This window comes from bacterium (genome assembly GCA_035380285.1).
Lineage (GTDB): Bacteria > Auribacterota > Erginobacteria > Erginobacterales > DAOSXE01 > DAOSXE01.
Map to the genome: position 1 here is coordinate 13,619 of DAOSXE010000003.1, position 14,406 is coordinate 28,024.

Sequence of the window (14,406 nt, forward strand, 5' to 3'; positions counted from 1 at the left end):
TTCATGTCCTTCATGGTCGAAGCAGCATAGAGCAAGACACCTCGGCCTTTCCTCCATGGTTCTGAAATCCGAATTTCTCTTAATCAGAGTAATCAGAGTCAATCAGGTGCAAAGATCTTCAGGGGCGGAGGGGGGAGTTAATTGCTGAAATCGATGTGGATTTGGTGTAGAAGTTTTTTTTCGCGAAGGAGGCGGGTTGCGATTTTCGGTGACAAAACGGGACCGGGCGACGTCGGCGCGCCTGGGAATGCTGGAACTGGCTCACGGGACGGTCCACACCCCGTGTTTCATGCCGGTGGGCACTCAGGGGACGGTCAAGTGCATGACTCCGGAAGAAATGAAGGAGGTGGGGGCCGAGATCGTCCTCGGCAACACCTACCATCTCTGGCTCCGTCCCGGGCTCGAGGTCATGGAACACGCGGGCGGACTCCATCGGTTTATGAACTGGGACGGGCCCATTCTCACCGATTCCGGCGGATACCAGGTTTTCAGCCTGGCGGATCTTCGGAAGATTTCTCCCGAAGAGGGAGTCGTCTTCCGGGACCATATTTCCGGCGACCTCCGGAGCCTCACCCCCGAGCTCTCAGTGGAAATCCAGCGGATTTTGGGTTCGGATATCATGATGGCTCTGGATGAATGCCCCCCCTATCCCAGCGAACATGAATATGCTTGCGCCTCCCTGGACATGACCATAGAATGGGCGCTCCGCTGTCGCCGGGCCCACCCCGACGACGGTCAAGTGCTCTTTGGAATCATTCAGGGCGGCGTATTCGAGGATCTCAGGCGCCGGAGCGTGGAGGAGATGGAGGGGATCGGTTTCTGCGGCTACGGGATCGGGGGGTTGAGCGTGGGAGAACCGAAACCGCTGATGTACGAACTGGCCGAACTTACCGCGGCGTTGCTGCCCGGGGAGAAGCCCCGCTACCTCATGGGTTCGGGAACGCCGGACGATATCGTGGTTCAGCTGGCTTTCGGAGTGGACATGTTCGACTGCACCGTGCCCACGCGCTACGGCCGCAACGGCACCGTCTTCACCCGGAGAGGAAAGGTGGTGGTCAGAAATGCGCGCTACCGCGACGATCACCGCCCGATCGAAGAGAACTGCGGCTGTTACGTCTGCCGCAACTACACCCGGGCCTACCTCCGTCATCTTTTCAATGCCGGAGAGGTGCTGGGGGCACGTCTGGGCACATGGCATAATCTCCATTTTTACCTGGAAATGATGCGCGACGCGCGCCGGGCCGTGGCGGAAGAGAAATTCGGCGCGTTTCGCGACCGGTTTCTGGAAGAATTCGAATCCGGGGAAACGCAATAGACAACACGAACGATACAGCGGGAAGGAGCAAGCGATGAAATACATACCGATGGCGATGTCGGCCCCTCCGGGAGGAGGGCAGGGCGGCGGAGGGATGGGGTGCGCCCCTGCGGGCGGCGAAGGGGGCAAGGGCAGCGGGTTGATGGGTTTCCTTCCCATCGTTCTCATTTTCGCACTGCTCTATTTTCTGATGATTCGTCCCCAGCAGAAGCGGCAGAAGGATCATCAGAAGCTGGTCTCCGGTTTGGAGAAGGGGGATAAAGTAGTGACCGCCGGCGGGATCCACGGAGTGGTCACCGGGGTCAAGGAACAGACCGTAACCGTCAAAATCGCCGAAAACGTGAAGATCGAGGTCAGCCGGTCCAGCATCAGCCGGGTGGTTGAAAAGACTTCCGAGAGTTGAGCCGAACCGGCAGGGGTACGCAGAATGGATAAAAACCTGAGATGGAAGGTGTTGCTGATCGTGCTGGTCGTGGCCGGGTTCGTCTGGGCGTCGTTGCCCCTGGGCGAAATCGACGTGCGGACCTATCTGGAAGAGAACGCCGTTAATCAGGACGCCCAATTCCAGGATCTGGTCAAATCCCTGGACGTCAAGTACGCCGCGGGCCGAAAAAAAGTTCCCCTCTCGGCCGTTCAGATCCTCCAGGACAAGGCCCGGGAAATGGGGCTGGATCTGACCCGTTATTTTCCCGGCTACGAAGATAACCAGAAGGTGCTGCGGCATATCGCCCGCGATACCGCCGGCAACATCAATCTGGGTCTGGACCTCCAGGGCGGAATCCACGTCATTCTGGCCATCGACGACATCGAATTTTTCAAGAAGGGGGCGGTCAATACCGACGAACAGTTCCGGGAGTTTATCGCCGCCGCCGCCGAAAAAGCCCGGGGCTCGATTCGGACCCCCCTGGAAATCCTGAAATCGGAGGCCGCTTCACGAGATCTCGACCTGCCCCGCTATTACGCCGAACATTACCGGGAAAAATACGGGCTCGAGGAGAAGGATGTCCCCGACACCAATGAAAAAGTGTTCTCCATGTTCGAAGAGGAACTGGACCAGGCCAACCGGGGTTCTCTCGATATTCTCCGGACCCGGGTGGACAAGTTCGGCGTGGCCGAACCAGAAATCCAGGTTCAGGGCGACAACGAACTCCTGATCCAGATGCCGGGGGTGAGCAACCCCGAGCAGGTGATGGACCTGATTCAAGGAGAAGCGTTTCTCGAGTTCCGCCTGGTTGACGACAACGAAGAACGTCTGGCCAAGGCGCTGGAGACCGGCCAGGCCCCGCCCGGGTTCGAGCTGAAAAGCTATGAAACGACGGGAAAGAACAAGCAGACCCGGGTCGAAAAGCTCCTGGTCCGGGAAAAGCCGGAACTGACCGGGGAAACCCTGACTGCGGCCTGGCTCGGCTTCCTCCCCACCAGCCGGGAACCGATCGTCCATTTCAAGTTCGACAAAAAGGGAGCGAGGATATTTTCGCGCGTCACCCAGCAGTATAACGCCGAAGACAACCCCCCCGGTCGCCGGCTGGCCATTCTCCTGGACGGCAAGGTGCTTTCGGCTCCCCTGATCCGGACCCATATCCCGCACGGGGAAGGGTACGTCGAAGGGCACTTCAACGTGGACGAGGCCCGGTTGCTTTCCAGCCAGCTTTCGGCCGGAGCCTATCCGGCCCCGCTCATGGTCAAGGAACAACGGACCGTCGGGCCCTCCCTGGGAGAGGATTCGATCCGGAAAGGTATCAAGGCCGCCGTGGCCGGGTTGATCGTGGTCGTACTCTTCATGGCCGCCTATTACCTCCTGGCCGGGCTGGTGGCGGATTTCGCCCTCTGCCTCAACATCGTTCTCATCGTGGGCGCGCTCAGCCTACTTCCGTCCCTGTTCGGGGTGAAAGCGACGCTGACCCTTCCCGGTATCGCCGGAATCATTCTCACCATCGGGATGGCGGTCGACGCCAACGTCCTCATCTTCGAGCGCATCCGTGAGGAACAGGACGAAGGCAAGGGGATCAAGCAGGCCATCGCCAACGGGTATCAGAAAGCGTTCGTCACCATCCTCGACGCCAATCTGACCACGATCATCGCCGCCCTGGTGCTTCTCAACCCGTTCGGATTCGCCTTCCTCCCCACCGCCGGCCCGATCAAGGGCTTCGCCTTGACCCTGACCATCGGCATCATCACCAGCATGTTCACCGCCCTGGTCGTTACTAGGACCGTATTCGACCTGCTCTGCCTGAGCCGCGGATTCACCGGGCTGACCATGCTGCGCTTTCTCAGCCATCCCAATATCGACTTCATCGGCAAACGCAAGTTCGCCTTCGCCGTTTCCGGAAGCCTGATCGTCCTCTCCGTCGCCGCCTTCATCTACAACGGGGAAAAGAACTTCGGCATCGATTTCAGCGGGGGTATTTTGATCCAGCGGCAATTTACGAGGCCCGTGGACGCAGGCGAAATCCGCACCATCCTTTCCGGTATCGATTTGGGCGATGCCTCGGTTCAGAGTTTCGACGAGGGCCGCGGGGTGATCATCCGGGCTTCGGTCGAGGACCCCGAGATCGTCGACGCCGCCATCAAGAAGGCCTTGGAGGATTCCATCGACGCCGGCCTGTACGAGCAGCGTACCGAAATGGTGGGGCCCAAGGTCGGGCACCGGCTGCGGACCCAGGCGGTGGGCGCGGTGGTTCTGGCGCTGGGCGCGATCATGGCCTACATCTGGTTCCGGTTCAAGGAATTCAAATTCGCCCTGGGGGCGGTCCTGGCGCTGGCCCACGACGTCATCATTACGGTAGGTCTGCTGGCCGGCCTCTTCGTTTTCCCCATCCGGGAGTTCAGCGTTCCGCTGATCGCGGCGCTTTTGACCATCGTCGGTTATTCGCTCAACGATACCATCGTGGTCTTCGTCCGGATCCGGGAGAACATGAAGGCGATGCGGGGCCAGCCCCTGGCTCAGATCATCAATCGCAGCATCAACGAGACTCTTTCCCGGACCATCCTCACCTCGGTGACGACCTTTATCGTGGTCGTCTTCCTCTTCCTCTTCGGCGGCGCGGTCATCAACGACTTCGCGTTCGCCCTGATGGTCGGAGTGGTGGTGGGGACGTATTCCTCGATCTTTATCGCCAGCCCCTTCCTGCTTTTCTGGCATGAAAAACGGAATCAGGGCTGAAGGCAGGCCGGGAACGGATTCGGCGAGGGATCCCGGGAAGGCGGGGGATCAGGGTTTGACGATCTTGCCCGCCTTAATGCACTTGGCGCAGACCCGGACGGTCTGAACCCGGCCGTCGACCACGGCGCGCACTTTCTGGAGGTTGGGGTAGAACGTGCGTTTGCTGACGCCGGTGATGTTTTTCCCCACGCCGCCCTTCTTTTTCGCCATACCCCTTCGGGTAATCGACCGCCCCGCATGGGGGCCCTTCCCGCATACAGCACAAATCTTAGACATCGTTCGGCTCCGAATTTCAGTGGAAGTTGTTACGCAAAGCGCTACCTTGTACCATAAGCGAAAATGCCGCAACAAGGGAAAAAAGACGTTTCGTCCCGGGCAAATTCCCTCCTGAACGGCCCCGTCGACGGGCTGGATGGGATCGGCCCCGCCCGGGCCCGAAGCCTGGGCCGGGCCGGTATCCGGACCCCGCGCGATCTGCTCGAGTATCTCCCCCGGGCCTATCTGGACCGGCGCTGGAGGACGCCGATCGCTGAGTTGCGGGAGGGGATGGAGGCGGTGGTGGAAGGCCGGGTCGGGCAACTGCGCAGCGGTCCTCCCCGGGGCCGGCGCCGCCCGGTTCGGATCATGCTCGAGGACGAAAGCGGCACGCTCCCCTGTGTTTGGTTCAACCAGCCCTATCTTTCCGGAATGCTGCGGACGGCGGAAACGCTGGTCTGCGCGGGTAAGGTCGGCCGTTACGGGCGGTTGCAACTGGTGAACCCGGATATCTGTCTTCCCGGCGCCCTCCGGGAGGAAGGCATTTTGCCGGTTTATCCGGCGTTGGACGGAGTGCCTCCGAAAATACTGCGTCGTTCGGTCCGCGCGGCGCTGGAACTGCTGGAGGGGGACGACGATCTCCCCGCCGATCTGCGGCGGCGCTGGGCGGTTCCCCCCCGCCCGGAAGCCTGGAAGAACCTGCATTTCCCCTCCACCTGGGAGGCGCTGGAGGCCGCGCGGCGCCGGCTGATTCTCGAGGAATTCCTGCTTCTGCAGCTGGCGCTGCTTGGGATGCGCCGTGAACGCCGCCGCCGCGAACGCGCCTGTCGCCACGATCCCGGACGCTGGGTCGAGGTGGAAGCGTTCCTGGAGGATTGTGCCCTCGTCCCCACCCGGGCCCAGAACCGCGCGTTCGGGGAAATAGCGGCGGACATGGCGGGGGAGGCTCCGATGAGCCGGCTGCTTATGGGCGACGTCGGGTCGGGGAAAACGCTGATAGCCGCCGCGGCCCTGCTGTTCAGCGTGGTTTGCGGCGCCCAGGGCGCGGTGATGGCCCCGACCGAAGTCCTGGCGCGCCAACTCCAAAGCCGGATCCGGAGCCTGTTCGCCTCCCGCGGGGTTTCGGTCGAATACCTCGGCGCTTCGCTTTCAACGGCTGACCGGCGCCGTCTCGAGCTGGGGTTGGCGTCGGGCGCCGTCGATGTCGTGGTGGGAACCCAGGCGCTGTTAAGCCGCACAATCGACTTTCGGAGGCTGGGGTTGGTGGTGATCGACGAACAACAGCGTTTCGGGGTCAGGCAGAAGACTACGTTCGCTTCCCGGACCGGCTCTCCCCATGTCCTGGTGATGACCGCGACCCCCATCCCCCGGACGGTGGCCTACCTCGTCTACGGGGACCTCGATCTCTCGGTCCTCGACCAGCTCCCCCCGGGGCGTCCGGGGATCAAGACCTGGTGGATCGGCCCCGACAAGCTCGGCGGAGCCTATGCGTTCATCCGCACTCAGGTCGAAGCGGGGCGCCAGGCTTTTGTCGTCTATCCCCGGCTGGATGAAACCGGGAACGGCGAGGCCGGCGCCCGGGGCAACTACGAAGCCCTCCGCCGGGGCCCTTTCGCCGGTTTGCGGGTGGGCCTGATCCACGGCCGTTTGAGCGGGGAGGAAAAAGAAGATGTCCGCCGGGACTTCGCCTCTGGAAGTCTCGACGTTCTGGTCGCCACCACCGTGGTCGAACTGGGGCTCGACGTTCCCAACGCCTCCGTCATGCTGGTCGAGGGAGCGGAGCGGTTCGGCCTGGCCCAGCTGCATCAGCTCCGCGGGCGCGTGGGGCGGGGAGCTCATCCCGGTTACTGCATTCTTCAAGGCAATCCCCGGACCCCGGACGCGCGGGCCCGCCTGGAGACGGTGCGGGATATCGACGACGGTTTCATCATCGCCCGCAGGGACTTGGAAATACGGGGGCCGGGGGAGTTTTTCGGGATCCGGCAGCATGGTCTTCCCGAACTCCGTTTCGGAGACATCCTGGCCGATTACCGGTTACTGGAGACGGCTCGGAACGAAGCCCGCGCTCTCCTGGAAACCGATCCCGAACTTTCTCTGGCAGAACACCGCCCCCTGGGGCGGATGCTGGCTCGGAGGTTTCCCGCCGCCGGCGCGGAGGAAGGGATATGAAACGGACCCGACCGGAGGGAAAGGGGCTGAAGGATGATTAGAATCATCGCCGGAGAGTTCAAGGGGCGCCCCCTGGTTACCCCGCCGGGAAGCCGTTCCCGGCCCACGGGGTCGCGTGCCCGGGAAGGGATGTTCGACCTGTTGGGGGACCTGGTGGAAGGGGCGCGGGTTCTCGATCTTTACGCCGGGAGCGGCGCCCTGGGCCTGGAGGCCCTCAGCCGAGGCTCTTCCCGGGCCCTGTTCGTCGATTCCTGGAAGGAAGCCGCCGGAGCTATCCGGGAGAACATCGACCGGCTGGGGCTGGCGTCCCGAGCCGCCGTCCGCCGCGGGGAAGTGGTTTCCCTGTTGCGGGCGAAACGGTCTTCGGTCCCTCCGTTCGACCTGATTTTCGCCGATCCTCCCTACCGGTTCCACGAACCCGGAGGCGAGGGGGAAAAGCTGTTGGAGCTGCTCGACGGCTGTGTTATGGTCGCTCCGGAAGCGGTAGCCGTCGTCGAATATCCCCGGAAGTTGGAACTTTCCGCGACGCCGAATGGTTGGCGCGAAGCGGTCCGCCGTCGCTACGGGGCGGAAGGGGTGGTAATCTACCGCAGGATCCCCCGTTCGGGGGGAGGAGTCGCCTGATGGAAGCAACGGCCGTGTACGCCGGCAGTTTCGATCCCGTGACCTTCGGCCATCTCGACCTGATCGAAAGGGCCGTGCGCATTTTTCCCAGGCTGATCGTGGCCGTAGCCCGCAATCTGGAGAAAACTCCCTTTTTCGATCTCGAAACCCGCTTGACTCTCTTGCGCGAAACCACCCGGAAATTTCCGGGGGTCGAGGTCGACAGTTTTTCCGGTCTCCTGGTCGATTATGTCCGTTCCCGGGGAGCCGAGGTGATGATCCGGGGGTTGCGAGCGGTTTCGGACTTCGAATATGAATTCCAGATGGCCTTGACCAACCGCAAGATGGTCCCGTCGCTGGAAACTATTTTTTTAATGCCGGCCGAGCCTTTCACCTATCTCAGTTCCAGCATGACCCGCGAAGTCGCCGTTCTCGGCGGGGATATCTCGGCCTTCGTTCCCGCGGTGGTTGCGGCCGCGTTTCGGGAAAAAATCGGGGGGTCCCGGTGACGGGTGCGAAAACCGGGCTGTCGTTCCCGGTTTGGGAAATCGGCACCGAAGGGATCGTCACCCGGGGCGCGGCGGACCCGGAATTGCTCGGCGAACTCGACCCCGGAACGGCGGTCGCTTCTCCGATCGAGTATGACTTCGCACTCACCCGGGCGGGAAAGATGGTGTTGGCGCGGGGGAAGGTTGCGGTTCGGTCGCGTTTTCAATGTTCCCGCTGCCTGAAAGAGTACGAGTCCGACGTCGTCGAACCCGAGGTTTTCGCGGAATTCACCGTGACTTCCCCCGAGCAGATTATCGACTTGACCGGGATCGTACGCGAATATACTATCCTGGCTTTCCCGGTTAAACCTCTCTGCTCGGAAGAATGCCGGGGGCTATGCCCGAGCTGCGGCCGCAACCTCAACCTGGGGCCGTGCGGATGCTCGGGGCGGGTCCCGGATTCTCCCTTTGCCGTCCTGGAGTAGCGGCGGCGGCCGGGAGCGAACAGAGATAAACGAAGGAAGGTACGCCGATGGCCGTTCCGAAAAGAAGAACCTCTAAAAGCAAAAAGCGGATGCGGCGCAGCCCCGTAATGCCTGCGACTCCCAGCATTTCGGAGTGCCCCCATTGCCGTTCTCCGAAGGAATCCCACCGGGTTTGTCCCCACTGCGGATATTACAAAGGAAAGATCGTCGTTCAGATCGAAGAGGCCTGATTCGTGAAAATAGCCCTTGACGCCATGGGGTCCGAAGGGGCTCCGGACGTCGAGGTCTTGGGCGCGCTGGAAGCGGCCCGCACGGTTGCCGCCGGCCATGAAATTCTTTTGGTCGGGGACCGCGTTCGGATCGAGCGGGCCCTGGATCTTCGGCGGCCCCTCCCCCCGAACCTGGAGATCGTTCACGCCTCCGAAGTCATCGGAATGGCCGATCCCCCCCTGCAGGGGCTGAGAAGAAAACGGGAGGCCTCGGTGCTCAAGGCCCTGGAACTGGCGTCTTCGGGCGGGGCGGACGCGGTCGTTACCGCCGGGAACACGGGCGCCGCGGCTGCCGGAGCCAGGATGGTGTTGGGAATGCTGCCCGGGGTGGAACGACCGGCCATCTGTACGCTGATGCCGTCGGCTCGCGGTTATTTCGCTCTTCTCGACGCCGGGGCCAACACCGACAGTCGCCCGGCCCATCTTCTCCAATTCGCCCTGATGGGGGCTCGCTATTTTGATTTCGCCTGCGGCCGCGCGCGTCCCCGGGTGGCGTTGTTGAACATCGGCTCCGAATCCGGGAAAGGCAACGAATTGACGAGAGGGGCTCATCAGCTGTTGGCCGCCGCCGATCTCGATTTCATCGGCAATATCGAGGCCAGCAGAATTTTCATGGGAGAAGCCGACGTCGTCGTCGCCGACGGGTTCGTCGGCAACATCCTGCTCAAAGCTTCCGAGGGCGTCGCCGCCGCCATCCAGGGGATGCTGACCGGGGAGCTCCGCGGCAACGTCTTTCGATCGATCGGAGGGTGGCTGCTGCGCCCGGTCTTTAAGAGGCTGGGGAAGCGGATCTCCCCCGAAGAATACGGCGGAGCGCCGTTGCTGGGGGTACGAGGAACCTGTATTATCTGTCATGGAGCTTCCACGCCCCGCGCCATAAGCTGCGCTCTCGGCGCGGCCGTACGATATTCTCGGGAAAAAGTGAATGATAAGATCAGCGCCGCCGTCAGCCAAACGGCAGAGTAGAGGAGGAGTCATGCAGACCGCATCCATCATCGGCACCGGCTTGTTTCTTCCGGAAAAGGTCCTTTCCAACGCCGACCTGGAAAAGATGGTAGATACTTCCGACGAGTGGATCGTGACCCGGACCGGCATCCGCGAACGGAGGATCGCATCCGAAGAAGAAACCGTCTCCTACCTGGCGGAACAGGCCTCCCGCCGGGCGGTGGCGGCGGCCGGGTTGGAACTGTCCGATATCGACTGCATACTCCTGGGAACCTTCACCGCCGACAAACCCCTGCCCGCCGCCGGCTGTCTTCTCCAGGCCCGGCTGGGCTTGAGCCGGATCCCCGCTTTCGACTACTCGGCCGCGTGCACCGCCTTTATCTACGGAGTCGAGATCGCCCGAGGCTTTCTCTCTCTCGGTTGCTACCGGAATATCCTCCTGGTCGCCGCCGAAAAGGTCTCCGCTGTGGTCGATTGGTCCGATCGGAACACCTGTGTCCTTTTCGGAGACGGCGCCGGGGCGGCGGTCATCGCCGCGAACGGTTCCCGGGGCCGGATCGTGGACAACACCATCGGCGCGGACGGATCCCGGGAAGGGCTTCTGGAGATTCCGGCCGGGGGTTCGGCGCGGCCGGTTACCCACGAGGTTCTCGACCAGCGGCTCAACTGCATACACATGGCCGGCCGCGAAACCTTCAAGGTTGCCGTCGCCTCGATGGCGGACGCCTGCCAGCTGCTGTTGGACCGCAACGGCCTCGGCCCCGACGACATCACCTGGCTGGTCCCGCACCAGGCCAACTTGAGAATCATGAAGGCGGTCGCCAAGGGCACGCGGATCCCCGAAGAGCGGGTTTACATCAACGTGGACCGCCTGGGGAACATGTCGGGAGCCACCGTCCCCATCGCCTTGGCGGAGATGGACCGCGACGGGATCCTCAAACCGGGCGACCGGATCATGCTCGTGGCCTTCGGCGGCGGCCTGACCTGGGGAGCGACCCTGATCGAATGGTGAAGGGAAGGGAATGGCCCCGCCGCCGCGAAGAGTGCGGTGCCCCGGGAAAATTCGAAGCACAGACGGGAGGGAGGAGATGGAATTAGAAGGGAAGCGGGCGATAGTGACCGGCGCGGCGCGGGGAATCGGGCGCGCCATCGCCTTGGCGTTGGCGGACGCCGGCGCCGACGTGGCGGTTATGGACCTCAAGGACTCCGACTGCTCCGGAGTTGTCGCCGAAATCAAGGAAAAAGGCAGACAAGCCGCCGCTTTCGGTGTCAATGTCGCCGAACCTTCCAGCGTCGTCGCCGGGGTCAACAAAGTCCTTGACCTCTGGGGGGCCGTGGATATAGTGGTCAACAACGCCGGGATCACCCGGGATTCGCTTCTGGTACGGATGAGCGACGATGACTGGGAAGCGGTTCTCGACGTTAATTTAAAAGGCACCTTCAATGTCTGTCGCGCCGTCGCCCGGCCGATGATGAAACAGCGTTCCGGAGTCATCGTCAACATCGCGTCGATTGTGGGTCTGATGGGAAACGCCGGACAGGCAAATTACTCCGCATCCAAAGGCGGGGTTGTCGCATTGACCAAGTCTCTGGCCCGGGAAATGGCCCCCCGGTCGGTCCGGGTCAATGCCGTCGCTCCCGGCTTTATCGAGACCGCCATGACCGATAAAATCCCCCAGGAAATAAGGGAAAAGATGGTCGCCGGGATCCCCCTGGGGAGAATGGGCGTTCCGGGGGACGTGGCCTCGGCCGTGGTTTTCCTGGCGTCGCCCGCGGCCGCCTATATCACCGGCCATGTGCTGGTGGTTGACGGGGGAATGTATATATAGTATTAGTCGTCCAACCTGTAATCCGGCCTGTCTGCCGGGAAAACGGAGGAGAGAAGATGGAGAACATCGAACAGCAGGTAAGGGAAGTTATCGTGGAGCAGTTGGGAGTGAACCCCGATGAGGTTACTCCGGAAGCTTCTTTTATTGAAGACCTCGGCGCCGATTCGCTCGACACCGTCGAGCTGGTGATGGCGCTCGAGGAGAAGTTCGAGATCGACGTTCCCGATGAGGATGCCGAAAAGCTGACCACGGTCGGGGCCGCCATCAAGTATATCGAAGAGCACGCCAACGGCTGATTCCAGAACGGATCGACCATCGGCAGCCGATACGAACTGTCCTTCCCCCGGGTCTCCGGGGGAAGGACAAAGGTCTTATTCAGGGGGTGTGTTCATGTCCGGCAGGAGAGTGGTAGTAACCGGTATCGGGGCGGTGACCCCGGTCGGCCATACCGTTCCGGCGGTTTGGGATTCTCTGGTCAACGGGAAGAGTGGCCTGAGCAAAATCGAAGCGTTCGACGTCTCTTCCTTTCCCACCCAGATCGCGGGCGTCGTGAAGGACCTGGAGATCGACCAGGTTCTCGACCGCAAACAAGCCAAGCGGATGGACCGGTTCTGTCAATTGGGCATGGTGGCGGCGATGCAGGCGGTGGAGGATGCCGGGTTGGAGATGGCCTCGGTGGACCCCAATCGGGTCGGGGTGTACGCCAGTTCCGGCATCGGCGGTCTGGCCACGATAGAAGCCCAGCACCAGCTCCTGCTCGAGCGCGGTCCGGGGCGGATATCCCCGCTTCTGGTCCCGATGATGATCATCAATCTTCTTCCCGGCAACATCGCCATGCATTTCGGGATGAAAGGTCCCAACCTTTCCGTGGTCACCGCCTGCGCCACCGGCAACCATAACCTGGGAGAAGCCCTGCTGGCGATCCGCCACGGCATGGCCGATGTCGTGGTTTCCGGCGGCGCGGAAGCTCCGATTACCCCCTTGGGGCTGGCGGGGTTCTGTTCGATGAAGGCCATGTCCTGCCGCAACGACGACCCCGCCGGGTCGTCGAGGCCGTTCGACGCCGAACGTGACGGGTTCGTCATGTCCGAAGGCGCGGCCATGCTGGTCCTGGAAGAGCTGGAGCACGCCCGCGCCCGGGGCGCCCGAATTTACGGGGAACTGGCCGGATACGGCGCCACTTCCGACGCCTACCACCTCACCGCTCCCGCTCCGGACGGAGAAGGAGCTGCCCGGAGTATGGCCAATGCCATGGCCGATGCCGGCGTCTCCGCCGCCGACGTCGACTACATCAACGCGCACGGCACCTCGACTCCTCTCAACGACAAGTACGAAACCATGGCGATCAAAACCGTCTTCGGCGCGGGCGCTTCCCGCCTGCCCGTCAGTTCGACCAAGTCGGTATCCGGGCACCTGCTGGGCGCCGCCGGGGCGTTCGAGGCGATCGCCTGCCTGTTGGCTATGAAAGAGGGCGCTATTCCTCCCACCATCAATTACGAGCACCCCGATCCCGAATGCGATCTCGATTACGTCCCCAACCAGGCCCGGGAAGGGAAGATAGCCGTCGCCATGAGCAATTCTTTCGGCTTCGGAGGCCACAACTCGACACTGATTCTCAAGGCATTTTAACCCGGATCCGCTCTGACCCCGATCGCTTCGAGGGAACCCCGAAGAAGGGTGCGAGGCGATCGGGGTTTCAGTTGCGGCAGGGAAGGGGGCAGCGATGGATTATTTTCTTACGGAAGAACAGCAGATGATCAAGGATCTCGCCCGGCAGGTGGCCGAGGAGCGGCTCAAGCCTCTTCGGGCGGAGATGGATGAAAAAGGCGAGTTTTCCTGGGACGTGATCAAGGCGTACCGGGAATCCGATCTTTTCGGGATCTATATCCCCGAGGAATACGGCGGTCTCGGCGGCGGGGTCTTGGAACTGAGCCTGGCGGTGGAAGAACTCAGTCGCGTCTGCGGCGGTCTCTCCCTGGGTCTGGCCGCCACCGCTCTGGGGACGTTTCCCCTCCTTTTGTTCGGGAGCAAGGAGCAGAAGGAGCAGTACCTGCCCGCGCTCGCCTCCGGCGAAAAATTGGCGGCGTTCGCCCTCACCGAACCCGAATCGGGGAGCGACGCCGGCGCCACCCGAACCACCGCGGTCGCGGACGGCGACGAATACGTCATCAACGGGACCAAGTGCTTCATAACCAACGGCGGAGTGGCCGATATTTTTACCGTCATCGCCATAACCGACCGCGCCAAGGGCAGCCGCGGCGCCAGCGCCTTCATCGTCGAGAAAGGGACTCCCGGCTTCTCGGTGGGGAAAGACGAGAATAAGATGGGCATCCGCGGTTCTTCGACGACGGAGCTGATTTTCGAAGACTGCCGCGTCCCCAAACGCAACCTGCTGGGGCGGGCGGGGATGGGTTTCATCGTCGCCATGAAGACGCTCGATCAGTCCCGGCCCGGAGTCGCGGCTCAAGCCCTGGGGATCGCCGCCGGCGCCTTGGATGAGGCGGTCGAATACGCCCGCCAGCGCCAGCAATTCGACAAACCGATCATAGCTTTTCAGGGCCTGCAGTGGATACTGGCCGATATGGCGACCCAGGTGGAAGCGGCCCGGGCCCTGGTCTACAGCGTGGCGAAGGCGATCGACGCCGGCGACAAGGACATTTCCAAGGTCTCGGCCATGGCCAAGCTCTTCGCTTCCGACACCGCCATGAAGGTCACGACCGACGCGGTTCAGGTGCTGGGGGGCTACGGCTACATGAAGGAATATCCCGCCGAAAAAATGATGCGCGACGCCAAGATCACCCAGATTTACGAAGGCACCAACCAGATTCAGCGCAACGTCATCGCCGCCCAATTGATCAAAGAGAGCGCCAGCCGCAAGTAGAGAA

At 62.3% G+C, this 14,406-nt stretch carries 15 protein-coding genes; 14 read left to right on the forward strand and 1 reads right to left on the reverse strand.

Annotation, left to right across the window (positions count from 1 at the left end):
• Positions 1-208 precede the first annotated feature (208 nt).
• Genes tgt through secD form a run of 3 tightly spaced genes read left to right on the forward strand, consistent with a single transcriptional unit; the run spans position 209 to position 4,478 of the window.
• Positions 209-1,315, forward strand: coding sequence for a tRNA guanosine(34) transglycosylase Tgt (gene tgt, locus PLZ73_01740; GenBank protein ID HOO76590.1), 1,107 nt, complete (start codon positions 209-211; stop codon positions 1,313-1,315).
• 34 nt (positions 1,316-1,349) lie between these two features.
• Complete coding sequence (gene yajC, locus PLZ73_01745; GenBank protein ID HOO76591.1) at positions 1,350-1,718, forward strand: preprotein translocase subunit YajC; 369 nt, start codon at positions 1,350-1,352, stop codon at positions 1,716-1,718.
• Positions 1,719-1,742: 24 nt separating this feature from the next.
• The gene (gene secD, locus PLZ73_01750) at positions 1,743-4,478 is read left to right on the forward strand and encodes a protein translocase subunit SecD (protein ID HOO76592.1); all 2,736 of its coding nucleotides are present in this window, start codon (positions 1,743-1,745) and stop codon (positions 4,476-4,478) included.
• 48 nt (positions 4,479-4,526) lie between these two features.
• On the opposite strand, the gene rpmB is transcribed toward secD, so the two are convergent.
• A complete protein-coding gene (rpmB, locus tag PLZ73_01755; GenBank protein ID HOO76593.1) occupies positions 4,527-4,754 on the reverse strand; it encodes a 50S ribosomal protein L28 in 228 nt (75 codons plus the stop codon).
• 63 nt (positions 4,755-4,817) lie between these two features.
• Between rpmB and recG the strand changes: the two genes are divergently transcribed.
• The 11 genes from recG (at position 4,818) to PLZ73_01810 (ending at position 14,402) form a co-directional block, all read left to right on the forward strand.
• On the forward strand, positions 4,818-6,902 hold the full coding sequence (recG, locus tag PLZ73_01760; GenBank protein HOO76594.1) for an ATP-dependent DNA helicase RecG: 2,085 nt from the start codon (positions 4,818-4,820) through the stop codon (positions 6,900-6,902).
• Between the two features lie 33 nt (positions 6,903-6,935).
• The gene (gene rsmD / locus PLZ73_01765) at positions 6,936-7,526 is read left to right on the forward strand and encodes a 16S rRNA (guanine(966)-N(2))-methyltransferase RsmD (protein ID HOO76595.1); all 591 of its coding nucleotides are present in this window, start codon (positions 6,936-6,938) and stop codon (positions 7,524-7,526) included.
• Positions 7,526-8,014: a pantetheine-phosphate adenylyltransferase gene (coaD, locus tag PLZ73_01770; protein HOO76596.1), complete on the forward strand. Its 489-nt coding sequence runs from the start codon at positions 7,526-7,528 to the stop codon at positions 8,012-8,014. Before rsmD ends, coaD begins: the two co-directional genes overlap by 1 nt.
• Positions 8,011-8,478, forward strand: a complete 468-nt coding sequence (locus PLZ73_01775; GenBank protein HOO76597.1) for a DUF177 domain-containing protein — start codon at positions 8,011-8,013, stop codon at positions 8,476-8,478. Before coaD ends, PLZ73_01775 begins: the two co-directional genes overlap by 4 nt.
• A 47-nt stretch (positions 8,479-8,525) precedes the next feature.
• Positions 8,526-8,708, forward strand: coding sequence for a 50S ribosomal protein L32 (gene rpmF / locus PLZ73_01780; GenBank protein HOO76598.1), 183 nt, complete (start codon positions 8,526-8,528; stop codon positions 8,706-8,708).
• Between the two features lie 3 nt (positions 8,709-8,711).
• Positions 8,712-9,713, forward strand: a complete 1,002-nt coding sequence (gene plsX, locus PLZ73_01785) for a phosphate acyltransferase PlsX (protein ID HOO76599.1) — start codon at positions 8,712-8,714, stop codon at positions 9,711-9,713.
• Between the two features lie 10 nt (positions 9,714-9,723).
• The gene (locus tag PLZ73_01790) at positions 9,724-10,704 is read left to right on the forward strand and encodes a beta-ketoacyl-ACP synthase III (GenBank protein HOO76600.1); all 981 of its coding nucleotides are present in this window, start codon (positions 9,724-9,726) and stop codon (positions 10,702-10,704) included.
• Positions 10,705-10,780: 76 nt separating this feature from the next.
• Positions 10,781-11,521 carry a 3-oxoacyl-[acyl-carrier-protein] reductase gene (gene fabG, locus PLZ73_01795; protein HOO76601.1) on the forward strand — a complete coding sequence of 247 codons (741 nt, stop codon included), beginning with the start codon at positions 10,781-10,783 and terminating at the stop codon, positions 11,519-11,521.
• Between the two features lie 56 nt (positions 11,522-11,577).
• Positions 11,578-11,817 (forward strand): acyl carrier protein, encoded by a 240-nt coding sequence (acpP, locus tag PLZ73_01800; GenBank protein ID HOO76602.1) that lies wholly within the window; start codon positions 11,578-11,580, stop codon positions 11,815-11,817.
• Positions 11,818-11,911: 94 nt separating this feature from the next.
• Positions 11,912-13,150 carry a beta-ketoacyl-ACP synthase II gene (gene fabF, locus PLZ73_01805; GenBank protein HOO76603.1) on the forward strand — a complete coding sequence of 413 codons (1,239 nt, stop codon included), beginning with the start codon at positions 11,912-11,914 and terminating at the stop codon, positions 13,148-13,150.
• A gap of 94 nt (positions 13,151-13,244) precedes the next feature.
• Complete coding sequence (locus PLZ73_01810) at positions 13,245-14,402, forward strand: acyl-CoA dehydrogenase family protein (GenBank protein HOO76604.1); 1,158 nt, start codon at positions 13,245-13,247, stop codon at positions 14,400-14,402.
• Positions 14,403-14,406 lie beyond the last annotated feature (4 nt).